Origin of the sequence: Diplocloster modestus (genome assembly GCF_019042245.1) — a bacterium.
Classification (GTDB): domain Bacteria; phylum Bacillota; class Clostridia; order Lachnospirales; family Lachnospiraceae; genus Diplocloster; species Diplocloster modestus.
On sequence record NZ_JAHQCX010000008.1, the window covers coordinates 93,524 to 120,008 of the forward strand.

The following is a 26,485-nucleotide window of genomic DNA, read 5'->3' on the forward strand; positions in this document are numbered from 1 at the left end:
TTCGACGCACAGCTTATGAGACCTGTCCGTCTTCCGCCGCTGCTATGATTCCCTGCGCGGCCGTATATGCTGTAGACCAGGCGATCTGAAGATTAAATCCCCCGGTCACTGCATCCAGATCCAGAACCTCTCCGATAAAATAAAGTCCTTGTGTCATTCTGGATTCCATGGTGGACGGATTGACTGCTTTTACATTCACTCCACCCCTGGTAATAATCGCTTCCTGATATCCCCGAAGCCCGGACACTGTCATCGTCAGATGTTTGATCAGTCTCACCAGCTGCTGCCGTTCTTCTCTGGAGATCTCATGGATCTTTTTCTCCTCCGGTATTCCGCTTAATGCCACGATCACCGGTATTAATTTTGCGGGGAATAATTTCCCCAGTGAATTTTTAAAATCCCTGTTCCGGTTTTCCTCAAAATCCCGCAGAATCCGATGGTCCAGCTGTTCCTGGGTAAGCGCAGGTTTCAGGTCGATAGAAAGCGTTAGTGTTTCCTTCCCAATCTGGTTCGTGATATAACTGCTTCCGCTTAAGATCAGCGGACCGCTGACCCCGTAGTGGGTGAACAGCATTTCCCCAAAGTCCGAATACAGCTCCTTCTTTCCGGCTGAAATCGTTACCTGTACATTTTTCAGGGACAGGCCCTGCAGACGCTTTACATAGTCCTCTTTTACTTCCAGCGGGACAATGGATGGCGAGAGCTGGGTCACCTGATGGCCGGCGGCCTCTGCAAACCGGTAGCCATCGCCGGTGGAGCCGGTCGCCTGATAGGAAAATCCGCCTGTTGCTACCACACAGGCATCAGCGTCCACCACCCGGCCATCCTTTAACCGGATTCCATGAAAACGAGTTTCTTCTATTATAATGTCTGCCACTTCCGCACGCAGATGGATCTGCACATTGAGGCGTTTCATTTCATTTTCCAATCCACGGATGATGTCCGAAGAATGGTCGGACACCGGAAAGACCCTGTTCCCACGCTCCACTTTCAACGGGACTCCCAGATCTTCAAAGAATTGCATTGCATCCTGATTTGTAAATCCATAGAAAGCGCTATATAAAAACTTCGGATTGGACCGCACACTGGTGAATAATTCTTCCGTATCACAAGCGTTTGTCACATTGCAGCGTCCTTTTCCTGTGATAAATAGTTTTTTTCCCAACTTCTCATTTTTCTCAAAAACTTCTACCTGACAGACACCGCTTCGGGCGGCAAAAACAGCCGCTGCCATGCCCGCAGCGCCTCCGCCGATAATTAAAACCCTTTTCATTCCTGTCTCCATTCCAAATATCTGGTCTATTCATGTCTGACGACATTATATCACGATTGCATAGCAATCATGATCCCTCCGTGGGATGCGCACTCCGCGCTAAGGAAAGCGCTCCGGCGCAGATATAATGTCTGACGACATTATATCATGGCCCCAGGTTTTTTGTCTATTCTAATTTATGGCTGGGTGATTCCTCTCTCCTCCAGATACTCGATCACATCCCGGACCAGATGCAGATGCCAGACCTCCCGCGGTTGGATCGAGATATCAAAATGATCTTCAAAAATGACAATAATATTCATAATATCAAATGAATTTAAAGCCAGATCTTTTATAAAATCGGTGTCATAGGTGACCCCTTTTTTACCGGTCACTGTATAAATTGCGTCCTGGATAAATTCCAGCATGATTCATCCTCCACCCTTTCATTTCTAATTCCATAGTTGATTCTCAAGCCAAATCGAAGCTTAAGCCATATGCCGCTTAATCTTTTTCGTGCCTGTCTTAGAAAATTCTTTTTCCCGTATATTAATCATCTGGACCTGCTGATAGGTCGGCAGTTTTTCATTAATGGAGTCGATCTCTTTTTGCAGCGCTTCCAGTATTTCATAGGAAGACATATGACCGGTGCGGTCCGGATCCGGATAGATACTGGCCGTAATCTTAACGTCATCCACGGATGTCCCGCTGGCCGTACCGGTTACGACAACCTCCTTTACCAGGGGTACCTGCATGATCATCTCTTCCAGCTTCTCCGGTGATGTTTTCTTCCCATTTTTAAATACAATCAAATTCTTTTTTCGTCCGGTCAGATACAGGCATCCATCTTTATCCTGATATCCCAGATCACCGGTTTTAAACCATTCATTCTCCATTACTTCTTTCGTCTGCTCCGGTGATTTATAGTATCCTTCCATCACGGAATCTCCCCGGACCCATATCTCATCCTCCACGATCCTGACCTCACAGCTGGGCAGCACATACCCTACGGACCCCATCTTGTAAGACCGATTGCTGTTTACGGAGATCAGCGGTGAACATTCGGTGATTCCATAGCCCTGTAAAATAAGGATACCTAAGGACTCAAAATCCTCCGAAATCTCTTTTCCAAGATGAGCCCCGCCACAGATCATGATGTGCAGATTGCCCGCGATCTGTTCCCGGATTCCTTCCAGAGTCTTACTCTTAATACGGATTCCACATTTTCTTAAAGTCCGGACCAGTTTTAACAGTTTTTTCAGCTGCTCTGCTTTTCCTGCTTTCTCCGCATTCAGCCAGATTTGATTATAGATGGATTCCACAATCAGGGGAACTGTCAGCATAGTATCTGGCTGGGCCAGTTTCAGATCCCGCAGCATCGTTTTCAGATCCCCGTTTATATAGACGTGAGTCCCTCTTAGCAGCGATCCCAGTATGGAACAGGTCAGCCCGTATGTGTGATAAAAAGGCAGCGAGCAGAAAACGGTCTCTTCAAAAGTCACATACAAACAGGAATCGCACATATTTTTCAAGATATTCTTATGGCTTAAAATCACCAATTTGGATTTGCTGGTAGTGCCCGATGTAAAGGCAATTACCGCTGGCTGCTCCGGCTGTATCGAAATACGGTCACTTTTCTGTTCTTTCGCATGTTTTCTACCCTTTTCGCACAATTCTTCAAGGCTCAGTGTTCCCTCCTTTTGTGCTCCCATTAATATTACATGCTTTAAATCTAACTGGTCCACACTGACCGGATCAAAAACCGACCGGTATCCTGCGGAAGTAAAGACTGCCGCCGCGTCCGACATCTGAACCATCTCTCTGATGCTGTCATCGGACTGCTCGATATCCACACACACGGCAACCGATCCGCAGGCCATAACCGCCAGGCAGGCCACAACCCAGTCGCAGCTGTTTTCACTGACGATCGCAATATGGCAGCCCGCCATACCCATTGCAATCAGCTCTTCTTTCAAATATGTGACGCGTAAGATCAGTTCCTCATAAGTGATTGTAACTTTTTCCTGTTTTCTGGTAAAGTAAGAAATAGCCTCCCGAGTCCCGAATTTACGTGAAAGTCCGTCTAGGTATGCTGGTATCGTATCAAAATATTCGGTATCATACAAAGGGAATTTTTTCATTTAAGCCTCCTGCTTTTTAAGTGTTTTCTTCTACAGAACCGCCTCTTCATATGTCCAGGTCAGCTCCTCTTTTATCTTCTCGTAATCGTTTAATACAATTAAAAAGGCATCCACTATGTCCGGATCAAACTGGGTGTTCCTGCCGTCTGTCAGTTCCCTCACCGCTTTGTCAAAACCCAGGGATTTCCGGTACTGCCGGTCGGAAGTCATGGCGTCGAAGGAATCTGCCACCGCTATGATCCTGGCCTCCTCCGGTATATCATTCTGCCTGAGCCCGTCCGGATATCCGCCGCCGTCATACCGTTCATGGTGTCCGCGCACAATAGGCGCGATATCCCCAAATCTTCGGATCGCTGAAAGTATCTCCGCTCCTTTTGCCGCATGTTTTTTGACCCTTTCGTATTCGTCTTCGCTCAGCTTGGTTTCTTTTAGAAGGATAGAATCCGGTACCCCCAACTTCCCGATATCATGGAACAGGCTGGCGACTTTAAGCCTCTCGCAGTAGTCGCTGCTCCTGCCTAGCTGCTGCGCCGTGCGCACCGCGTAATAGGAAACCCGGTCCGAGTGGCCGCGGGTATAGATATCTCTGGCATCCACCATCAACCGCATGGTGCTGACCACCTCTATATAGCCGTCCCGCAGATCATCATAAGCTTTTCCCAGTTCTTCCTTATGTTTATTTACCATGGCATGAAGTATGGTATTCTGAACAGCCTGCGCGGACTGTCTGGCAAAAATCTCCAGAAGCTGCTTTTGCTCAAAACGGATCCCATGCAGGCATCTGATCCCGATCAGCCCAATACACTCCAGCTGGCCGCTGCGGATCGGGATCATCAGGAGCTCTTCCTCTTCCATCGGCTCCTTTCTGCCCTCATCCCGGAACATATGTACATACCGCGCCACCACTTCATCCGAAAAATAGTGCCCGTTCCGCTTCATAATGCATTCTGGCAGTTCTGTCCCAAGTCCGTTCCCTGCCGGAAACGTAACGCAGTTACAGGAATTTATCCCCACAAATACATCTTCCGACCGGGTGATTTCCCGGACACCTTCCATAATGCTTTCCGCCAGCTTTTCCGCTGCCTGAAGGTGATAAATACGAGGCAGAATATCCAGAATGGCAGACAAACCATGTTGATACTCCTGAATCGTCCGCATCTGGCGAATCGATTTTACACAGGATTCCACAAGCAATTCCAGTTGATCAAACCGGTCACTTTTCTCAAAATATCCCTGTATCTCCAGTTCCCGTATTGTCTTGATCGGCGGAGCCATGCTTTTGTGACCAGTCAGCAAAATAATATAAATTTCTTTATTAAACCGACGGATCTGCTCCACCACCTGATCTCCACAGATAGGAATCATCAGGAAATCCAGCAGAAGGATGTCATATCTGCCGTTTCTCACCCGCTCCACAGCCTTCGACGGATCATTCTCCGTGTCAACGAGATATCCCGATCTCTGGAAATAAGCCTGCAGCGTTGATGTCATAATAGGATCATCATCCACTGTCAAAATCGAGAAAGTGTTCCTTTTAGTCATTCGTTTTCCCTGTCTCATACACTGTACCTCTTACGATTCCTCTCTCTTAACAACAGGAGCAGCCCCCAATGGAATTGAAAATCCAAAGACAGCGCCTCCGCCAGGGTTATCCTGTAACCACATGGTTCCGCCAAACTTCCCTCTTACTACGGCGTTAGAAATATACAGTCCCAATCCGCTTCCCATCGTTCCTTTACTGGTTATCATTTCTTTAAACAGCCGTTCCCTCACATTCGGGCTGACTCCTGGACCGGTATCCGCCACAGATACATGCAGCTCTTCCCTGTCCGCTTTCATACCGACCACGATCTTCCCGCCGCCGGCCTGCTTCTGTGCATATATCGCGTTTGAAACCAAATTGTTCATTACCTGGATCAGATTATTGATGTCCCCATGCAGCGTTACATTCAGGGACGGATCATAGTCGGCCACAAGAGTACACCCGCTGGTATAAAGTTCATGGCGCATCAGCAGCGTCGTCCGTTTCATCAATTCATTCAGGGTAAATGTGGAATCCCCAAATGGGGTCACGCTGTTGGCCTGGCCCTTAATCGCCGTGATGATCTCGGACATATAGGAGGTGGATTCGCTGATTTTCTGCAGCCAGTCCCTTATCTCATTGCAGATCTCCCGATAATCTTCCTCCACCACCTGCGGATCATTGAGGCTGGACTCATATTCATCTACCAGGCTGTCCACCGTTGCCACACAGCCCGATATACTCATGATCGGAGTTTTCAGATTATGGGCCAGCCCCGCCATCATCTGCCCCAGAAAGGCGAACCGTTCCTGCTCCATCATATGCTTTTGTCCGTCCTGCAGCTGCTGCATACTTCTCTTTAACTGCGTGACATCTTTAAAAATTACTACAAAACCAGCCAGCTGATCTCCATTTTTTAACGGAGATACATCTGTCACATAATAGTATTTTACCGGCGTACCTTCTTTTTCTAACGTGACGGCCTGTTCGTAAGAAATCACCGTGTCGGCTTCCATACAGGCATCGACGGCAGTCAGCATATTATATATTGCCGTCTTTTTAGAAACATCCTCCTCTTTGACACAGTCCTTCAGATATCGGTTCTCCGTAATCCCGTACTGGGAGGCGAACACCTTCCCAAATGGAACATTAAAATTAATCACGAGACCTTTATCACTTAGGACCATGTACAGATCCGAGATCCAGTCCAGTACGTGCTGCATGGCGATCGGTTTGATGTCCACCAGATGCAGCTGATAGATCGCGATGCCGTCGAAAACAATAATAGGTATAAAGCTAAGGGCCGTCGCCGAGATAGGCAGGCTGTTGGTAAACGTCGCGATCACACTCACGATCAACGGGCTGAAACCTCCCAGCGCGAACAGGATACTCTGCTTTAAATACAAGCGGCTGCGGTTCTTTATAGCGAAATTAATCATAATAAAGCTGCTGGCCCCTAGACAGATATAACTGTAAAATCCAGATATCGGAACATAGGGCCCCATCACCAGTTCACTTTTGATCACTGAAAATTCCACATAATACAGATGGTGGAGCGGGTTCGTGACACACAATAAAGTCGTGAGACAGGGGACGATAAACAGCAAGTAACAATACTTCGGCAGTTTGTCGTAGCTTTTTACAAATGCAATCGCGATCGTAAGATATAAGGCCGCCATATGCGCCCCCGCCGTCGTGATACAGTCCAGCACCATGAGCTGCGTCGTGTTATCCGGTTTCGTAAATTTCATTCCCAGAAGCGCCACCACCCACAGACTGTACAGCAATACCAGTTCCATAAACAGAGTGTTGAGCAGGCCCTGTCTCCGATTCTTTAAACTTGAGCCAAAATAAAATACAATTGCTGCCAGGGATATAATAAATATAACAGCGGTCAGGTCGGAAACCATCTTCTCCCCCCTCGTCAGTATAATATGTATTACTAATGGGATTCGCCCTCATCCTTCCAGGCTGCAAACAGAAAATTCTTCAATAACCGTTTGGGGCCCGGGATCTCCCGTTGAAATCCCAGCTTCTCCAACAGCTGCCATGTGTATTCGGCAGTAACTTCGATGACTGGAGGAGCCGTTTTTATATGATTCCAGAAATCAGCAAGAGGCATCAGCTCCGCGTGATATCCTTTGGAAAGCCGCTGTGACAACCGCATTTCAAATTCCGGCTCCGGCAGGAACCGGGTATCCGGCAGTACTGCCCGAATAATTTCTTCCATCCTCGTCTGACGCGGGCTCAATATGTGAAATACGCGTTCCTGTGAACGTTCCAGAGCCAGAATCGCATCCGCACTATAATCCACCGGTGTCAAGTCTGTCAGATGATCCGCCATGGTATCCGGAAACGCTCCCAGAACGGCGATCCCTTTCATCAGCAGATAGAACGCGTTGCTGTCGGGATTCACCTGGAAAGTACCGTCCGAACATCTGCCCACCAGCCTGCCCAGCCGGTAGATTCTGGCGTCCACTCCCCGCTCTATGGCGTCAAATACTCTGGCTTCCGCCAGGAACTTTGTCTTTACGTACAGATTCGACTGCCAGTCCTGTCCAATGTCGAAATCGTGCTCGGTAAAAACTGCAGGCCCTTCCCTGCCTACCAGCTGCTCAGCGCTGACGCTGCATGTGGACATGTGATGAAGGATGGCCCCTGACCGCTCCGCCAGCTCTATGATATGCTCCACGCCGGTTACATTGGTAGCGGTATATTCTTCCGCGTCGGAGGCATAATGGCGCACATCCGCCGCGCTGTTGTAGATGGCATCCAGCCTGCCCACCAGATCGATATAATTCATATGGGACAGACCCAGTTCCTGCCTGCTGATATCCCCGGCGATCACCTTAATCCTGGCGGCAACACTCTGCAGCCAGCCTGCACCAAAGTACCAGGACAGCCGCTCCATCAGCCGCTCCCTGCTGCCGTCCCGCATCAGACACAGCACGGTTCCCGCGCCGGCGTCTATCAATGCATGCAGAAGATGAGCTCCCATGAAGCCTGTCGCACCAGTCAGTAACACTCTGCCCAACCGGTGGGGGCGATGTTTCTCTCTTTGGTTTGTTTCCTTAACTACTTCGTTCTGTACCGGCTCCTTAATGCGAGGTTCCCGGTTATTCTCCGGTTCCTGGCTGTTCCCTGATTCCTGGTTATTCTCCGAATTCTTTTGACTCTTCCAGTTTGGATTCAGAATATTAAGCTGCTCTGCCACGGTCGGATGTTCATAGAATTCCTGAAGAGACATCTCCCATTTATGATTATAATATCTGCTGAGTACGCTGAGGGCCGCCAGGGAAGTACCTCCCTGCTCGAAGAAGGAAACACCCGGTTCCAGATTCCCCCTGGCCAGTACTTCCGACCAGATCTGTAACACGGAATCCACATTCGCCTGCGGGACGGATATTTCACTATTTGTATCGGAGCTTTCTTCCGGCCGCGCTTCCTCCTCTGCTCTTACCCGTTGCTCTTGAAGCTCCTCCTCTGCTGTCCTCATTTTCCCGGAAGAACTTCTCTCTGTCGAAGGTGACGCCTCCTTCATGGACGCGGCCATCTTTTTCAGCGCCTGCAGATCCAGCTTGCTGCTGGGGGTAAAGGGCATTTCCTTAAGCTCCACCAATCTTGACGGCAGCATATAAGCCGGAAGAAGCTTCTTCAGATGTCCGAGCAGTTTCTCCTCGTCAACCCTGCCGCCATCTTTTGCCTGGTAGAAGGAACACAGCTCCATCGCTCCATCCGGTTTAGCAACCGGAACGGTAGCGGCCTGGACCACGAATCCGGAATCCAGTATCGCCCCTGATATTTCATCCAATTCCACACGCTGTCCGTTCAGTTTGACCTGGGCATCCCTGCGTCCCTGGAAATCATAGGAACCATCCAGACGGAGCCGGCCAATATCACCGCTTCGATACATCAGCTCTCCCGGAACAAACGGATCCGGAACAAACGCCTTTTCAGTCAAGTCCGGCCTGGATATATAGCCCGCTGCCAGGCATTCTCCCGCCAGGCACAATTCTCCGCAGGCGGCCGGCATCACCGGCATCAGATTCTCGTCCAGCACATAGATTCTGCTGTTGCGCAGCGGACGGCCGATTGTTATGTGCCCGTCCGGAAATACCTCTGTCATAGTCATATAGACGGTCGCCTCGGTAGGCCCATACATATTGATACTCACCGCTTCACTGGCCTGATGCAGCTTCTGTAACAGCGCCGGCATCAGCACCTCACCTCCCAGCAGCACCAGCCGTAAACTCTTCGCTGCCGCGCAGAAGGAAGTGTTGCTCAGACACATCTGCAGACGCGCCGGTGTAACCTGGAATATCTCCACATCCTCATGGACGATCAAATCGGCCAGCTTCCACGGAAGCATCATTTCCTCTTCATCGGCCAGTACGATCTCTTTCCCCATAGCCAGAGGGAACAGACTCTCGCCGATAAAACTATCAAATACCACATTGGTAGTACACAGAATCGGCCCCGCCGCACGTTCCAACAGTTCCCGTATACTCACATACAGATTGGATACCGAACTGTGTTTTAGCATAACCCCTTTTGGCCTGCCGGTGGAACCGGAGGTAAACATCACATTTACCAAATCCTCTCCCTTGACCGGCACATCCTGAAACTTACCTGCCGCCGGTGTCTGACAGGCATCCGCTCCGAAGATTTCCCCGTCCTTCTTTTGTCCCACGCAGACAAGCGGACAGCCTAATTCTCCAGGGAGCACCGCCTGTGCCCGCTCATCACAGAGGATCAGCCGCAGCCCTGCTGTTTCCCGCATAGTCTTAAGCCTTAGTTCCGGATAAGACGGCAGCATCGGCACATAAGCGCAGCCCGCCTTCAGGATACCAAGCATGGCGGCAAACAGATCCGGCGTCCGATGCATAATCAAACCGATCCGGTCACCTCCAGCGGCTCCTGCCGCTGCCAGCAGGCCGGCGATCTCATCCGCCCGGGCGAGAAGCCCCGCTCTGGTAATTTTCTCTCCGTGAAATACCACCGCCACTGCGTCCGGATTCAGATCCACCGTACGTTCCATGATTTTATGTATCGGTAAATTCAGATACGGCGTATACATAAAATTCGGTTCTTCCACCAGTTTCATCTGGTCGCTGTTGGTTACCGGATACAACTCATATAAAGTCTGATCCGGATTCTTGATAAATTCTTCCACGATCTGTTCCAGGCAGCGGCCCAAATAGGCTGCGGTTTCCTCCAAAAACAGACTGGCTGCATATTCCAGGCAGAAGAAATAGCCCCGCTTATCTTTCGCCGCCTCCAGGGTTAAGTCCGACTTTGCGGTACCCATGGGGATGGGGTAATAGGTCAGAGATTCTCCGCCCAGCTTAAATTCTCCTGCATCCAGGGGCCTCTGGGAAAACATTACCTGATACAACGGATTCTGGGAGAAGGTTCTCGGAAGATTATGCATCGCTATAATCTCCTCCTGTGATATCCGTTGATGATCCAGAAGGCCTGTGGAAGCCCTTTGCACCGCATGCATATATTCCATTACCGTAATTCCACGCTCCGGATGCAGCCGCAGTGGAAGTGTATTGATAAAAGGCCCGCAGATCTCAAGCTCCTGAGGCCGTAATCTTCCGGAAACCGGTGTCCCGACCACGAGATCTTCTTTACCGGAAAGCTTTGCCAAAAGCAGGCCAAAGGCCGCCACGAAAAACGTGTAGCTTGTAATCCCGGCCGTTGCACAAAAAGCATCACATTTCCCGCTCAGCGAACCGGACAGCCGATGAGTCAGTATTTTCCCCCGATAATCAAACTGGTGCGGCCTGGCAAAATCCGTGGGAAGATTCAATGCTTCCGGCAGCGAATTCAGGTTTTCAAGCCAATATTCTTTACAGGCCGGATCCACGTCATTTTCCCATTGCATCTGTTCATACGCATAGTCCAGATAACTGACTCCTAATTCGGAGAGTCTCTTTCCACAGTACAGCTCATCCAGCCGCCTGATCAGAAGCGGTGTGCTTAATCCATCCCCGATCATATGATGCATATCCAGCAGAAGCAGCCATCTACCATCTGGTCTGCACCAGAATGCGGCACGCAAAAGCGGCGCTTCCTCCAAAGAAAACGGACGCAGAAATTTTCTGAATACCTCTTCCTGATCCTCCCCCTGAAGTACGGGGATATCAAACGGAACCCGGTCATTCACATAAGCATATACCCCGTCCGGATCCTGCTTAAATGAAGTGCGCAGCACAGGATCCCATGCGATCAAATCCCGGAATGCCTGCTGTATCCTGTTTAAGTCCGCCTCTGCAGGCAGACGGAAAGCGCCTGGCATATGATAAGCCAGCTGTCCGTCCTCAAAGTGGGACTGAACATAGATCCCCTGCTGAATCGGCATCATGGGATAACGCTCCAGTTTCGGAGCCGGCATCAGTTCTCTGAGCAGTCCCTGCCCGGGAACCGTATCCGTTTGACCTGTATATCCGACCGCCTGCCCGGCCGCAGCCCGGCCATCATCACCCAGATATTCTGCCAGTCTCCTGACATTCCGGCAGGCATACAATTCCGCGATCCGCATGGCATGCCCTGTCTTATTCTCTATTTCATAGATCACCTGCATGGCATTCAGAGAATTCCCTCCATACAGGAAATAATCACTTTCAATATCCAGATCCGCACGCTCCAACACTGCGCGGAATATCCCCAGCAGTTCTTCCTGGAACCGGGTACTGACCTTTCCGGTCCTGCCGGCAGGAATCGGACCCGGGAGTGCGGACTCATCCACTTTTCCATTGGAAGTAAGCGGTATCTTTTCCAGCCGTATGATCACTGTGGGAAGCATATAGCGCGGCAGATAAGAGGCGGCATAGGCCAGCAGCTCTCCTTCCGTCAATGTTTCCCCCGAGGTGTAATAGGCAGCCAGAATCTCCTGGCCCATGTCTGTAAATACTTTGATCGCAGCCTCCTTCACTTTCGGATGGGAAGCCAGGCAGGCGGCGATCTCCTGGGGCTCCAGCCGTATGCCTCTAAGCTTTAGCTGCTGATCCGTTCTTCCCCCGAGAACGATCTCACCTTCCGGTGTCCATCTTGCGGTATCTCCGGTCCGGTATATGCGGTCCCCCAATACAAAGGGGTTTTCAAGAAAGCCTTCCTTCGTCAGCTGATCATCATTGCGATACCCCTTGCCCACACACGCACCGCCGATATAAAGATTACCATAGATCCCAATGGGCAGCGGATTCATCCAGTCATCCAGCACATAGAGCCTGCAGTTTTGCATCGGAGGGCCCGCTGTGATCTGATCCGTATGATTTAAAAGCTTCATACTTACCCCCACGGTAGCTTCAGAGGGGCCGTATTGATTGTAAATACGGGCATTGGAACAGATCTGCAGCTGCGAAAGCAATTCACCGGGAAATGCTTCACCGCCGCAGACAATACTTTCCAAAGAACGCATGGCCACCCGAAAAGGGCCGTTCTTTAAAAATGCCATCAGTCTGGAAGGCGTCAGAGCCATAAAACCAACCCCATACCCGGTAATCAAACCGGCAATTCTCTCCGGCGATTCGGTATCCTCCTCCCTGGGCAGCACGATCGTTCTGCCGTTCAGCAGCGCCACGATACTTTCCAGCATAAATGCATCGAAGCCCACATTACATATGGAAAGAACCGCTCCCTTCCCATATACGTCAGACATTGCCTGGGCAAAATTGCTGACATTCTGCCGGGTAATCTCCACACCTTTTGGTTTACCGGTACTGCCGGAAGTGTAAACCACATACGCCAGATCCCCCGGCTGCTCCTGCGCACAGCCAACCTGATCCCCTTCGTTTTCCACCAGGCTTCCTATATCCAGAACAGGTACCGGAATACTGCTAAAACCTGCTTCATGCAGGATCTTCTCTTCCGAAATCAAGAATTTCGCACCGCTCTGGTTTAAGATATCTAAAACCCGCCCTACCGGCTGGTCCACAGATAGCAGCAGATAGGCGCAGCCGGCCCTTAGGATACCGGCCATCGCCGCCAGCAATTCCGGTTTTTTCGGAAGGAATACCGCCACCAGCGCATTTTCCATAACGCCGCCCTGGCGGATGGCTTCATAAACCGGATACGCCAAGTGTTCCAGCTCCCGATAGCTGACTCTCGTACCGTCACAGATTACAGCCGCCCGCCCCGGATGATCCTGCGCCTGCTGATGCAGCTGCCCATACAGCCCCTCCTCCGGCACCGCTTTTGTAGTTCTGTTAAAGGTATATAAAACCTGCTCCCGTTCCTCACTGCCCAGCACCGCCAATTGATAGATCGGTCTTTCCTGCGCATACAGCGCCTCCTGTAAAATATTCAGCAGACATCTGTGTAACTCTTCAATCTCCTGGTCCGAATAAAACTGAGTCAGATAATCATAATCCACCGAATACCTCCGGTTATCCTCCAGATTACTCAAATGAATGCACAAATGCTCGGCCTGGTAGCCGTTATAATGCCAGCGCCCGGAAAAGTGCACCGATGTATCCCTGCTTTTTAAAATCGTACTATCCTGATAGGACAACGCGATATGAAACAATCTTCCCGACAGTTTCTGCTCTTCCTCCGCCATCCGGACAATGTCCGCAAAAGGGAATTTCTGATGACGCAAAAGCTCATACCAATTCAGTGCCAGCTGCTCATTGAATTCAGAAAAACACCATTCTTCATAGATATCACTGATAAAAGGAAGCGTACTGACAAACATCCCTGTGGTCTGTTTGGACACGTAACTACTGCGGTTATAGATCGGAACCCCGATCGTAAAACGGTCCGCACCGCCGATCCGCTTAAAATAGATAGCCAGAGCCATGTAAAACACCGCAAAAGGCGCTACCCGGTTCTGCATACAGAAGGAATAGATCGCATGATTGATCACATCCGGAAGCCTGAAACTGCTCCTTCGGCCCACAGGGCTTACCGCCGCACTCTTCACCTGCTTGATCATGGAGGGCTCACCGGCATCCCGCATCACCCCGGACCAATATGCCAGGTCCTTCTGATAGGCCGCTGATTTCAAATACTCCTGCTCTTCCTGGACATGCAGCTGATAGCTGGGAAACTCTTCAAGCTCCACCTCCTTATCCGATAGCAGATCCAGATAAGTCTGTCCGATCCGGTTACAGAGCAAAACCTGCGCCCAGCCGTCCGAGATAATATGATGGACCTTGATCAACACTCCCCCTGAATTCTCTCCGGTACGGAACAGTACAAATCGATACAGCGGACCATCCTCCAGCGGAATCACCTCTCTGGTCACCGCATGTTCCCAGCTCTTAATCCCCTGTCCGCTGGTATGCGAAAAATCCAGAACCGGAAAAATCTCCTTCGCATAAGGCGCATGATACTGTACCGGACGGCCCCCATCCCTGAAAATGCGGGTACGCAAAGAACCATCAGAAGCCAGCACCCGATTGATGCTTTTCTGCAAAGCATGAAAATCAATCCGTCCCTGGATTCTAATGGTCGTACTGATATTATTAATGGATGTTCCTGGATAAGCCTGCTCCAGATTCCAAATATTCTGCTGGCTCAAAGACAAGGCAAAAGTTCTCGTTTCCAAAGCAACACCATCCTCAACCATACACGTCCTTCCTCTCTCTAAGTTACCAACATCAAGTCCTCCGAAAGCCGTCATCCATCCTATCTCCAATTTCCATTTTTTGCAAACCAAAAACCCTTACTTATATTTATACCGTTTGTTGTATCAAAAATCAAGCAAACCAGACAAAAATAATCAAAAACGCCACAATTTCTACCAAATTTCGTCATAATACCAATGTGATTTCAAACAAATCTGACAATATTTTCCATTCCTGCCTTTTCTTTTCATTTGCTTTTCTTTTAGAAGCTTGCGGGGTTCCGCCTCCGGCCTTCCCGGCGGATGGCTCCGGGCCCAAACTATGGATCCGCCGGGAAGGCTTGGCCGAGCTGTGACGGGCTAATGGAAAACGAGTGGGACAGGAGAAACCAACTTTTTGCTTCCCGCAGAAAGTTGAGTGCCTCTGAGCCGGGAATTTCTTCAGAAATTCCTGGTGAATAGGCACGGTGTTTCTTCTGTCCCACTCGTTTTCCCTTAGACCCGTCCAGCGAAGGACAGCCTTTTGGGCGGATCCATAGTTTGAGCCCGGAGCCATCCGCCGGGAAGGCCGGAGGCGGAACCCCGCAAGCCGGCCAGCCTGTGTACAGCCAAGCTTCCGCTCCCCGCCATTACCGGCCCTTAGTCAAAATCTAAACCGGATAAGCCCCATTTTTCGTATCGGCCACAGCCGCGTCCACTTTGGTCTGCTGCGCCTGACGATATTTGAAGAAGTCCACTGCCACCTGAGGGAACAGCGCATAGGTGAGGACATCCTCATCCTGCTGCTTCCAGGGTGCCACTTCTTTCTCTAACTTGTCTAATTCTGCCTCGATCAAATCTGCCGGCCGGCAGGTAATCGGGGTTGCATCTCCGATCACTTTTTTCTGGAGCTCCGCGTTGAAAGGTTTTGCGGTGGCGCCGTATTCACCCATAAGTACCGCCTTGGTCTCTTTGGTTACCATCTTGTAGCGTTCTCCCATCAGCACGTTGAACACTGCCTGTGTTCCGACGATCTGGCTGGAAGGGGTAACAAGCGGCGGTTCTCCCAGGTCTTTTCTTACTCTCGGAACTTCTTCCAGAACCTGATAGTATTTGTCTTCCGCATGCTGTTCCTTTAACTGGGACATCAGGTTTGAGAGCATACCGCCCGGTACCTGGTACAGTAAGGTCTTGATGTTGACGCCCAAAACCTTCGGATTCATTAAGCCGCTGTCCAGAGCACTGTCTCTCATGGGACGGAAATAATCGGCGATCTCAGCCAGTAAAGCCTGATCGTATCCCGTATCGTATTCAGTTCCACGGAAGGTCTCTACCATAACTTCGGTTGCCGGCTGGCTGGTTCCCAGCGCGAACGGGGACATGGCGCAGTCGATGATGTCACATCCAGCTTCGATAGCTTTTAGGTAAGTCATGGAAGCCACACCGGAAGTATAATGCGTATGCAGGTCGATCGGAATCTTAACTGCTTTTTTCAAGGTTTCTACCAGACGGGTAGCTTCATAAGGGACGAGCAGTCCTGCCATATCCTTGATACACAGGGAATCCGCGCCCATTTCCTCTACCTGTTTTGCTTTCTCAGTCCAGTATTCCATCGTGTAGGCATCGCCCAGGGTATAGGATAATGCCACCTGCGCGTGTCCGCCCTCTTTGTTGGTCGCAGTAACAGCTGTCTGCAGGTTGCGAAGATCGTTCATACAATCGAAAATACGAATGATATCAATTCCGTTCGCGATAGACTTCTGTACGAAATATTCTACCACATCGTCTGCATAAGGACGGTATCCCAGGATATTTTGTCCGCGGAATAACATCTGCAATTTGGTATTTTTGAACCCAGCTCTTAATTTGCGCAGTCTGTCCCACGGATCCTCTTTCAGGAAACGAAGGGATGCGTCAAAAGTTGCACCACCCCAGCACTCTACTGCGTAGTAACCAACTTTATCCATTTTGTCAATTATCGGAAGCATTTCTTCCGTTTTCATTCTGGTCGCGATTAAGGATTGATGTGCATCACGCAAAACCGTTTCCACTATTTTTACAGGCCTTTTTTCTGCCATTCTATTTTTACCTCCTTCTTATATTTAAATTACACACCGAAGATTGCCATAAACACACCGGCTGCCACGGCCGTACCGATAACTCCGGCCACGTTGGGTCCCATCGCATGCATCAGCAGGAAGTTGGTGGGATCTGCCTCCGCACCCACCTTCTGGGATACACGGGCGGCCATCGGAACTGCGGATACACCGGCGGATCCGATCAGCGGGTTCACCTTGCCATGGGTCAGGTGACACATCAATTTACCAAACAGGACTCCGGCCGCCGTACCAAATATAAATGCGATCAGACCTAATACCACGATAGCGATGGTCGTGGGGGTCAGGAAAGCCTGGGCACTGGTGGTCGCGCCAACGGAGGTACCCAGCAGAATAACCACGATATACATCAGGGCATTGGATGCCGTCTCGGTCAGCTGACGTACCACTCCGGATTCCCGGAACAAGTTACCTAACATTAACATACCGATCAATGGAGCGGTAGAAGGAAGGATAACACAAACGATGATGGTTACGATAATCGGGAACAGGATTTTTTCCAGCCTGGAAACCGGACGCAGCTGTTCCATTTTAATCTTCCGTTCTTTTTCCGTCGTCAGTAATTTCATAATCGGCGGCTGAATAATCGGAACCAGTGACATATAGGAATATGCCGCTACCGCAATCGGACCCAGGATCGCCGTCTGCCCGAGCTTTCCAGCCAGGTAGATCGAAGTTGGGCCGTCGGCTCCGCCGATAATGGAGATCGCTGCCGCAGCCTTATCACCGAATCCTAAGGCAATCGCTCCGAAATATGCGATAAAGATACCGAACTGTGCCGCAGCTCCCAGTAAAAAGCTCTTGGGATTCGCAATCAAAGGACCAAAGTCCGTCATCGCTCCCACGCCCAGGAAAATCAGCGGAGGAAGGATTCCCCATTCATCCAGCAAATAGAAGTAATGGAGCAATCCACCGGTACCATTCGCGGAATCTTCAATCGCCAGCATGATATCCGGATAAATATTAACCAGCAACATACCAAAGGAAATCGGAACCAACAGGAGCGGTTCGTATCCTTTTCGTATTGCCAGATACAGGAAAACACATGCAACCAGAATCATCACCACGTTTCCGATCGTTAAATTAAAAAACGCGGTCTGGTGTATGAGGTTTTCCATAGTCTCTAATACATAACTCATGATCTAACCTCCCATATTTTTGATTGGGAATTCATACTTTATTGAGCAGCGCAGCTGCACACCCGCCCAAAGGACATGTATTACAAATTGCCCGGAAGGGTATTGTCTTTACGCGTATGAATCCTAGTTGAGTGTTGCTAAAACGTCTCCGGACTCAATGGCGTCGCCTACTGCCACGTCGATACTGGCCACTGTTCCATCCTGAGGTGCCACAACCGGGATTTCCATTTTCATCGCTTCCAGAATAACCAGATTATCTCCGGATTTTACTGCCTGTCCCACTTTCGCTTCGACCGCATAAACCTTGCCGGGTACACTGGCTTTTACCTGGACGCTGCCTGCTCCTGCAGCCGGTTTTGCTGCGCTGGGAGCCGGTGCCGCTTTGGGAGCTGCTTTCGGAGCGCTTGCCGCCACAGGAGCACCTGCGCCTTCTTCTACGGTTACATCATATACGTTGCCATTTACGGTAATGGTATAATTTTTCATGGATAAATCCTCCTATCTTCAATTAGGCCTTTTGCCATTTTGTTCTTTTTTTGATTGATCTTACCACAAAGCCGTCCGCGGACGTACCTTCTGACGCAGCGATCGCCGCACTGATGACCGCTGCCAGTTCATAATCATCTGTAAGTTCCTCTACAGGTTCTGCGAGAACCGGAGCTGCCGGAGCTGGTGCTTCCTGAACAGCCGTTATTTTGTTCATTTTTGCTTCCAGTTTATTAATATACTTAAATAAAGAAATCAGTAGACTGATCAGGATCAGAATGACAAACACCGTGCCCATACCCATCAGGGTATTCAAGGCGGCCTTGCCCATTCTCTCCCCCATACTGTAATTCACATCCACAGTGATCGAAGTTGGCTGCAGATCCTCATTGTAAGTAATGGTTAATGTTCCGTCTCTATTCTCAAACTGAGCGGTCAGGACAGCACTCAACTGCTTTCCTTCCCGTTTCACCTCAAAGTCCTTTACCCCTTTATAAGCGCCAAGCTCTTTTTTGACATCCAGCCAGTTTTCGGCAGCGGCAGATATCACGCCGTCTTCCTGGTCAATCAGGCTCTGCAAATAGCTGTCATCGGACTGGCTGAGACCCTGAATAAAGCCTTCGGAATTCGCGCGAAAATCTTCATCCTGATAGTCATCAAAAGGGCTTTCTACTTTCTGTCCACAGGCGGTCAAGGAAAAGAGACAGGTCATGATACATATTGCTACAAGGAATTTTCTCATATCTTTCCACCTCTCCTAGACCGTGCCATGTTTTTTACTCGGACGATCCTCTCTTTTCGTAAACAGCATTTCAAACGCACCGATTACATATTTTCTCGTATCCTGTGCATCGATAATGTTATCTACATATCCTCTCTTAGCCGCCGCCAGCGCACTTGACTGAAGCGCAGCATATTCCGCTGTTTTCTCATTGATGATGTCCGCGCTCTCGCCGTCATACATGATTTTGGCCGCTAATCCCGCATCCATCATACCGATCTGTGCCTGAGGCCATGCGAATACCATATCCGCCCCTATGGATTTGCTGTTCATCGCCACATAAGCGCTGCCGTAAGCTTCGCCTATGATCACATTTACTTTCGGCACTGTAGCGTTGGCAAATGCGTAGGTCATCTTCGCTGCCTCTCTGGCAATATTCTTTTCTGCGCACATGCTGGATTTGAAACCTTTTACATTGGTCAGGGTGAGCACCGGGATATCAAAAGCATCGCAGAAGTTTACAAACTCCGCCGCTTTTCTGCAGCCTTTGACAGACAATACATTGTCGAATTCCGCAGTTTTCTCTCCGTTTTCGTCATACAGCTCTGTGCGGTTAGCCAAAGCGCCTACCGTCACGCCGTTTAATTTGATGAATCCGGCCACCATGTTCTGTCCGTAAGCTCTCTTAACTTCAAAGAACACGCCGTCATCAGAAATATTGGAAAGTGCAATCGCCGTATCACCTGCCGCGTTTGCCAGATCTGTACATGTCCGGTTCAAATCATCCGTACACTCTTCGTAGGACATATCATCCTCATTATTAGCAGGGAGCATACACACTAATTGTCTGATTTGTTCTAATATGGAAGCGGCGTCTGCCACTACATCAACAAGACCTGCTTCTTCACTCTGGAATTTAGCGGAAGCACTGTCACACTTGGACACATTGTTTCCGTCAATCGCGTTGGGACTGTTTACAAACAGCTTCGCGTCTTTTTCTTCCATAAAGGTAAAATCCGTCAATCCGGGTACCAGAGCCAGACCGCCGCCGCAGGTACCGAAAACAGCCGTGATCTGAGGAATCACACCGGAAGCCAGGGACTGTTTCAGATAGATCTCGCCAAAACCGTTTAACGCATCGGTAGCTTCCTGAAGCCGTAAGCCCGCGCAGTCTACCAGACCGATCACAGGAGCTCCCATTTTCATAGCATAGTCGTACAAACCTGCTATTTTCTTTGCATGCATTTCGCCAATGGAACCGTTCATCACAGAGGCATCCTGGCTGTACACATACACCAGATTCCCATCAATTACACCATAACCTGTTACGACCCCATCTGCGGGTGTTTCTTTTGCTGCTAAGTTAAAATCTGTGTTTCTTGCCGTAACATATCCACCGATTTCAACAAAACTGTTTGCGTCCAGAAGAGCGTCAATTCTCTGTCTTGCCGCATTTGTTGCATTGTTACTCATGTTTCACCCTCCATATTATTCTATAATTTATATCTGATCCGCCATTTTCAAAGCGGATAAGCCTACCATAATTTACATCCCGTAATCTCATGCCCTACGGGCGGGCGCGCGGTGGCCGCCGCTCGATATAAATTCCGCCAGATCCTATAGTCATCTTATGAGAGGGCTGTCCTATCTTCAGAACAGCCCTCTGTTAGTTCTAATTAGTTTAATTCGTCTACTACCTTCTGAATTGCCTCTAAAGCATCAGCAGGAAGCTTATCGTAACCGTCTTTGAAGGTGTCTCTGGATTTTACAAACTCTAATCTATCGTTCATTCTGGCTTTTAACTGAGCAACATAATCTGCATCATTCATATCCGGTACGAAGCCTTCCCAGTCAAAGATCTCAATATCAGAGAAAGGTCCCCAGGGTTTGAAATCCGCTTTGCCTTCGACGATCGCTTCCAGGATGCCAAGCGTATCGGCAGGTTTTACTTTCTTGCCCATGAAGTCGCCGGTGTTGACGATATAGCAGTCTACATTTTTCTCAGCAACTAATTTTTTAAATTTGTCAAAGTCATGGGACAGCGGATAGGTCCGGAACGGGTTTGCGTAAGGAACCACAACCAGTGCGTTCGGGTCCACGCCTTCCGCTAATCTCTCCGCAGAGGATCTCTTAGTTGCAAGAGTCGCTCCCATAACGGAGGCTAAGGAAGCACCTTTTAATTTAACAACCGGAGGAATCGTCGGGTCTTTCATGATCCAGATAATGGAATTAACGGGAGCATCGATCTTGTCAACACGGTTCGGTGACCACAGTTTGGATTTGATCGCACGTCCGTTACCATTCCGGATATCTTCTGTTACGATAACAACTTTTCCGTCCTCATCCAGAGTCGCGGAGTTATTCATAACAGTTAACAGATATTTATTGTCCTCGCAGTTGGTCGGATAATCCTGGGTCTTATCAAAGTAAGTAGGCTCCAGAGCTACGGATGCGCAGGTATCGGTATTGATAACGAAAGCGTCATCATGAAGCACCTGGATCTCATATTTTCCATCGTGTTTTGCATGGGTAAGAGTGGATTTTCCGGATCCTGACAGACCGAATACGGAAGCAACATATTTGGAGCCGTCAGCCAGAGTGTATTCCTTCTGTCCGCCGTGGCAGGAAGCGTAACCGTTACGGTTAGCGATCGCCCAAGCCATAGTCAGGGTTCCTTTTTTATGTTCACCGAAATATCTCATTCCAAGAATAGCGGCACAGTTCTGATCTGTATTGAAGTAGCACAGGCATTTCGGATCATATCCGGGTTTGTCGGTGCCGGGCCACTGGGGATTTGAGAAGATATAGATGTCAGGCTCCTTTCCGTCACCTACCGGTACGGATTCCTTGTACATCTTTACATAATAGTCACTCAGATACTGGAAATTCAACAACCAGGAATACATGATATTCTCTTCGCCTTCCGGAATCAAAAGGTGGGCTTTTACCATGAATTCAGGATCCAGTCCTACATATGCCTCTGCATGATACATTTTTTTCCATCTGGTATCATATACAGCGTCCATGGTCATTTTATCTAGTTCATCACAGTTCACATTGGGTTCGCCGGCAATTCTTCTTGCAGCAGCGTAACGTCCGGTAATGGAACCGTCATTAAATAACAAAACCTTAGCGTCGGGCTCAAGGCCGAATTCTTCACCTCTGTAAACCGGCATGTCTGTAACAACGGTTCCAGGAGAATTCTTGGCCAGATTATAAGCCTCTTTTAAGGTGTTAACCTTAATCACATTGTTCCCATAGAAAGCAGCTTCGATGATGGACCTGGTTTTCGCAAAGCCAACCTTGCCAGCGCCGATTTCGTTTCTGGGATAAAACGCTTTTGTTGACATATCTTGTCCTCCTTTAGTTCTATAGATCCGGCATCTTTTCATTCTTCCCGGCCGGAATATGCAACTGCGATAAGATTCGCAATTTGGATCTATTATCTCATTTCACAGTTTAAAAGTCAAGCTATTCCGCGGGGAATTGTGAAATATTTGACAAGTAATAGTTACTATTCACGGCTGATTTTTGTGGAAAAATGGGGATTTAGTTTACTAAGGTCCGGGCTGAGAGGGAAGGGGCGGACCTTGGGGCGCGGGCGGCAAATCTCGCGGGGCCAAATCACATCGGCCGGATCTAAGAACGGCTAACTCCGAAGGCGGGAGAACCTCTTATTGGCAGGGTCCGGAACAAACTCGCCAAAGGGCGGCTCGGACAGTGTTCCGGGCCCTGCGAGGTTCTCCCGCCTTCTGCGTAAGCCGTTCTAAGGTCCGGTCTCAAGTGATTTGGCCCCGCGAGATTTGCCGCCCGCGCCCCAAGGTCCGCCCCTTCCCTCTCAGCCCTGCTGTACGAAAAGCCTTTTTCCATGTTCCTACAGTCTGCGTGGCGTCATATACCGCAGATCGACTGGCGACTGTTTGGAAAAATTAGAGGTTCTTAGCTTTCACAATGGATAAGACCCTTGTATAGACCCTTGAAGGCAGTGACGGTTTGTAACAGCTTACCATTTTACCAGGGCAGACAGGTATTACAGCTATTACAGGTATTCTGAGAGACGGGAGCAGCGCTATAGTATCTGACACCCTGCGAAAAAGCCTTTCGTAAAATAGGGATGAGAGGGAACAAACAAGGGTTGGTATAACTTCCCCTTGAGCCGCTCAGCCTGATCCGGATTTTTGATCAGATTCCAGCCTAAAGGACTTCACACTCCCGCCAACGCCAGAATTCGATACTTTAAATACTTAACCCGGATAAACCGGAACTAAAATTTTGCCTTTTTGCGCAAGATTTCATGGATAAGGTTCTAACAACCTGTCAGAACATGGAAAAAAGCTTATTATAAAGCAGGGAGCAAAGGGGCGCGGGATGCAAAGCCGGGCGGAAAATCTCGCGGGGCCAAATCACTTGAGGCCAGGCCTTAGAACGGGTTACGCAGAGGGCGGGAGAACCTCGCAGGGCCCGGAACACTGTCCGAGCCGCCCTTTGGCGAGTTTGTTCCGGGCCCTGCCAATAAGAGGTTCTCCCGCCTTCGGAGTTACCCGTTCTTAGGTCTGGCCGATGTGATTTGGCCCCGCGAGATTTTCCGCCCGGCTTTGCATCCCGCGCCCCTTTGCTCCCGGAGTCCCGTGGAAATAGACTGCATAAAAATGCTGCCCCGTGTACAAAGGGCAGCACAACAATTTTTACTCAGGTGCGCGTGTTATAGTCCGCCTGGTTCCCGGCTTATATAGATTCCGAGCTCGGGCTGGAGGAGCTTGCCATCGCGGAATACTTCCTGACCGCGGAGGAATACGGTCTGGGGCTTGCCCAGGATCTCAATTCCCTCGTAGGGGGTGTAGTCTACGTTGTGATGCTGGGCCGCGGCGGTGATGGGTTCCTGGCAGTCCTGCCAGATCACGATGTCCGCGTCGCTGCCGGGAGCGATAACTCCTTTTTGAGGGTAACAGCCGAATATCTTGGCATTGTTGGCAGTCAGGATCTCGCACATTTTTTCTTTGGTGATGCGGCCGGTTTTGACTCCGTAGGTATAGATCAATTCCGGACGGTGCTCGATGCCGGGCAGGCCGTTGGGAATCTTGGAGAAGTCGTCAATTCCTAAGTCTTTTTGGCCGTGGAAGTTGTAGCTGCAGTGGTCCGTGGCTACGGTTTGAATTTCTCCGTTTATGAGGCCTTCCCAGAGGGCTTCCTGGTCTTCTTTTTTGCGGACTGGCGGGGAGCAGACGTATTTGGCTCCTTCGAAATCCGGCTGGCTGTATACACAGTCGTCCATGAGCAGATACTGGGGGCAGGTCTCAACGTAGACGGTCTGCCCGTTGGCCCGGGCTTTCCGGATTTCTTCCAGTCCCAGTTTCGTGCTTAAGTGAACGATGTGGACGGGGCAGTCGGCTAACTTCGCTATGTACAGGAGGCGGGATATGGCTTCGGCTTCCACTTCTGCCGGCCTGGAGGCCGGATGGGCTGCGGGACTTGTGTTGCCTGCCGCCAGCTGTTCGGCTACCAGCTCGTTGACCAGATCACCGTTTTCACAGTGAACGCCGACGATTCCACCCAGTTTCTTCATGTCACACAGGAGTTCGTAGAGCTCACGATCGTTGATCCGCAGATTGTCGTAGGCCAGATATACTTTAAAGGAGGAAACTCCGATCCGGAACATATTGGTCAGTTCCTGTCTGGTTTCCTCATTCCAGTCTATGATGGCCATGTGGAAAGCATAGTCACAGGAACACTTCTGCTCAGCTTTCGCCATCCACTGATAGAATGCCTCTCCCATCAGATGGCCCTTATCCTGGGTCGCAAAATCTATCAGCAGGGTCGTGCCTCCCGCGATAGCCGCCCGGCCGCCGGACGCGAAGTCATCTGCGGTTACTATTTTACCGTTATCCATATCCATATGGGTATGGGCATCGATAAATCCGGGAAATACTAGTTTTCCCTGGGCATCATAGACCGTGTCTTCTGCGGATACCGGCAGGTTCTCCCCCACCTGCGCGATTTTTTCTCCTTCAATACGGATATCCTGCATGGCACTCTGGGTTGGTGATACAACCGTACCGTTTTTGATGATAACTGCCATTGTTATAACCTCCCTCTATCCTTCTTATATTGATGAGATTATCTTTCTCTCATATCACTATTTTTACTTATATAATCTGGTTGAACAGTTGATGAACAGCTTCTTTTTTTATGGGTCATTTCTTAGCTGCAGGCTCTTTTGGTACGGCTGGCTTTTTGGCTGCTGACTGTTCCTTGATGCACAGCCTGTGGTTTACCGCTTCCCGAAACAGGCAGTAAAGGACCGAACAAAGTGGAACGAATACCAGCATACCGATAACGCCGAACATGCTGGCGCCGATCGTAACCGCCAGAAGCACCCAGATTCCGGGCAGTCCCACGGAAGTGCCCACCACTTTTGGATAGATCAAATTTCCCTCGATCTGCTGAAGCACCAGGAAAAATATAATGAAAATCAGGGCTTTGATCGGGCTGACGATCAAAATCAGGAACGCGCCTACCGCACACCCAATGAATGCGCCAAAAATGGGAATCAACGCCGTGAGACCAACAAGGGCACCGATAACCAGCGGATAGGGCAGCTGTAAAAGGAGCATACCCAGCCAGCACAGTGTTCCAAGAATTACCGCTTCCGTACATTGTCCGCTGACAAAGTTACCGAAGATCCGGCTGGACAGGCTGCATACATAGAGAAATTGATCCGCTTTTTTCGTGTCGATAAACGCCCGGAGAAATTTGCGGATCTGTCCGCCCAATTTTTCTTTCGCTGCCAAAATATAGATGGCAAAGATAACCGCAAGGAAAAAATTGACGACTCCATTTACGATGGAGGTGGTGACTCCTATGGTTGTATTCAGCACAGTAGTCGCCCCATCCTGCAGAAACGTGACCGCCGTACTGATCATCTTATCCCAGTCAATGGATATATTCTGGATGGTGTCGGCGGATATGTCAAAATCTTCCGCCAATTTTATGAGCCAGTTTTGTACATCATTCACAAAGGCCGGGATGCTTCTGCTCAGTATGGTAAAGGTTCGAATCAGTTCCGGCAGCACCAGGAACATGACAAAGAATACAATCGCCAGTATAATGACCATGGATAAAACCATACATACCGGACGGCAGATTTTATTCCATGTTTTTTTTCCCTTCAGGCCCGCAAACACTCTTTCTTCCAGAAAGCGCATGGGAATATTTAAAATAAAAGCTATGCAAAGGCCCAGAAGAAACGGCCAGAACAGACCCAGGATCCAGCCTGCAGCACCCGCAACAGCGCCCAGATTTTCCATTGCGACAAATAGAATGATTCCAAATGCAATAAATCCAAATATCTTTCGGGAATTTTTTTTGTTCAGGTCCATACGCAGACTTCTCCTCATCCTTTTATCGATGTTATAATTACTGCTATCATACTACAATCTATTTCATTTCGCAAGAATAGCCGGATTACATTTATTTCTTTATAGTTCCTGATATTATTTCATCCAGTTCCCTGTATTATTTCATTCCAATTTTCTGCAGTCTACAGCTGTAAATACA

14 protein-coding genes are annotated in these 26,485 nt (G+C 49.5%); all 14 read right to left on the bottom strand.

What is annotated here, in order from left to right:
- Window positions 1-13 precede the first annotated feature (13 nt).
- Window positions 14-1,273 (bottom strand): BaiN/RdsA family NAD(P)/FAD-dependent oxidoreductase, encoded by a 1,260-nt coding sequence (locus KTH90_RS13085; RefSeq protein ID WP_158354147.1) that lies wholly within the window; start codon window positions 1,271-1,273, stop codon window positions 14-16.
- Between the two features lie 176 nt (window positions 1,274-1,449).
- Window positions 1,450-1,680 carry an acyl carrier protein gene (locus KTH90_RS13090; RefSeq protein ID WP_158347571.1) on the bottom strand — a complete coding sequence of 77 codons (231 nt, stop codon included), beginning with the start codon at window positions 1,678-1,680 and terminating at the stop codon, window positions 1,450-1,452.
- Window positions 1,681-1,740: 60 nt separating this feature from the next.
- Window positions 1,741-3,393 (bottom strand): AMP-dependent synthetase/ligase, encoded by a 1,653-nt coding sequence (locus tag KTH90_RS13095; protein WP_158354146.1) that lies wholly within the window; start codon window positions 3,391-3,393, stop codon window positions 1,741-1,743.
- A gap of 30 nt (window positions 3,394-3,423) precedes the next feature.
- Window positions 3,424-4,953 (bottom strand): response regulator, encoded by a 1,530-nt coding sequence (locus KTH90_RS13100; RefSeq protein WP_158354145.1) that lies wholly within the window; start codon window positions 4,951-4,953, stop codon window positions 3,424-3,426.
- Between the two features lie 12 nt (window positions 4,954-4,965).
- Window positions 4,966-6,825 (bottom strand): sensor histidine kinase, encoded by a 1,860-nt coding sequence (locus KTH90_RS13105; protein ID WP_158354144.1) that lies wholly within the window; start codon window positions 6,823-6,825, stop codon window positions 4,966-4,968.
- 32 nt (window positions 6,826-6,857) lie between these two features.
- Window positions 6,858-14,492, bottom strand: coding sequence for a non-ribosomal peptide synthetase (locus KTH90_RS13110; protein ID WP_238726918.1), 7,635 nt, complete (start codon window positions 14,490-14,492; stop codon window positions 6,858-6,860).
- 647 nt (window positions 14,493-15,139) lie between these two features.
- Window positions 15,140-16,546 (bottom strand): oxaloacetate decarboxylase subunit alpha, encoded by a 1,407-nt coding sequence (locus KTH90_RS13115; RefSeq protein ID WP_158354142.1) that lies wholly within the window; start codon window positions 16,544-16,546, stop codon window positions 15,140-15,142.
- A 29-nt stretch (window positions 16,547-16,575) separates the two neighbouring features.
- Entirely contained in the window at window positions 16,576-17,724 is a 1,149-nt protein-coding gene (locus tag KTH90_RS13120) for a sodium ion-translocating decarboxylase subunit beta (protein WP_158354141.1), read from the bottom strand.
- A gap of 123 nt (window positions 17,725-17,847) precedes the next feature.
- On the bottom strand, window positions 17,848-18,210 hold the full coding sequence (locus KTH90_RS13125) for a biotin/lipoyl-binding carrier protein (RefSeq protein ID WP_158354140.1): 363 nt from the start codon (window positions 18,208-18,210) through the stop codon (window positions 17,848-17,850).
- Between the two features lie 22 nt (window positions 18,211-18,232).
- A complete protein-coding gene (locus KTH90_RS13130; RefSeq protein ID WP_238726919.1) occupies window positions 18,233-18,952 on the bottom strand; it encodes an OadG family transporter subunit in 720 nt (239 codons plus the stop codon).
- 15 nt (window positions 18,953-18,967) lie between these two features.
- Entirely contained in the window at window positions 18,968-20,404 is a 1,437-nt protein-coding gene (locus tag KTH90_RS13135; RefSeq protein ID WP_158354138.1) for an acyl-CoA carboxylase subunit beta, read from the bottom strand.
- A gap of 203 nt (window positions 20,405-20,607) precedes the next feature.
- A complete protein-coding gene (locus KTH90_RS13140; protein ID WP_158354137.1) occupies window positions 20,608-22,281 on the bottom strand; it encodes a phosphoenolpyruvate carboxykinase (ATP) in 1,674 nt (557 codons plus the stop codon).
- A gap of 1,352 nt (window positions 22,282-23,633) precedes the next feature.
- Window positions 23,634-25,007, bottom strand: a complete 1,374-nt coding sequence (gene hydA / locus KTH90_RS13145; RefSeq protein ID WP_158354136.1) for a dihydropyrimidinase — start codon at window positions 25,005-25,007, stop codon at window positions 23,634-23,636.
- A 115-nt stretch (window positions 25,008-25,122) separates the two neighbouring features.
- Complete coding sequence (locus tag KTH90_RS13150) at window positions 25,123-26,307, bottom strand: AI-2E family transporter (protein ID WP_158354135.1); 1,185 nt, start codon at window positions 26,305-26,307, stop codon at window positions 25,123-25,125.
- Window positions 26,308-26,485: the final 178 nt, after the last annotated feature.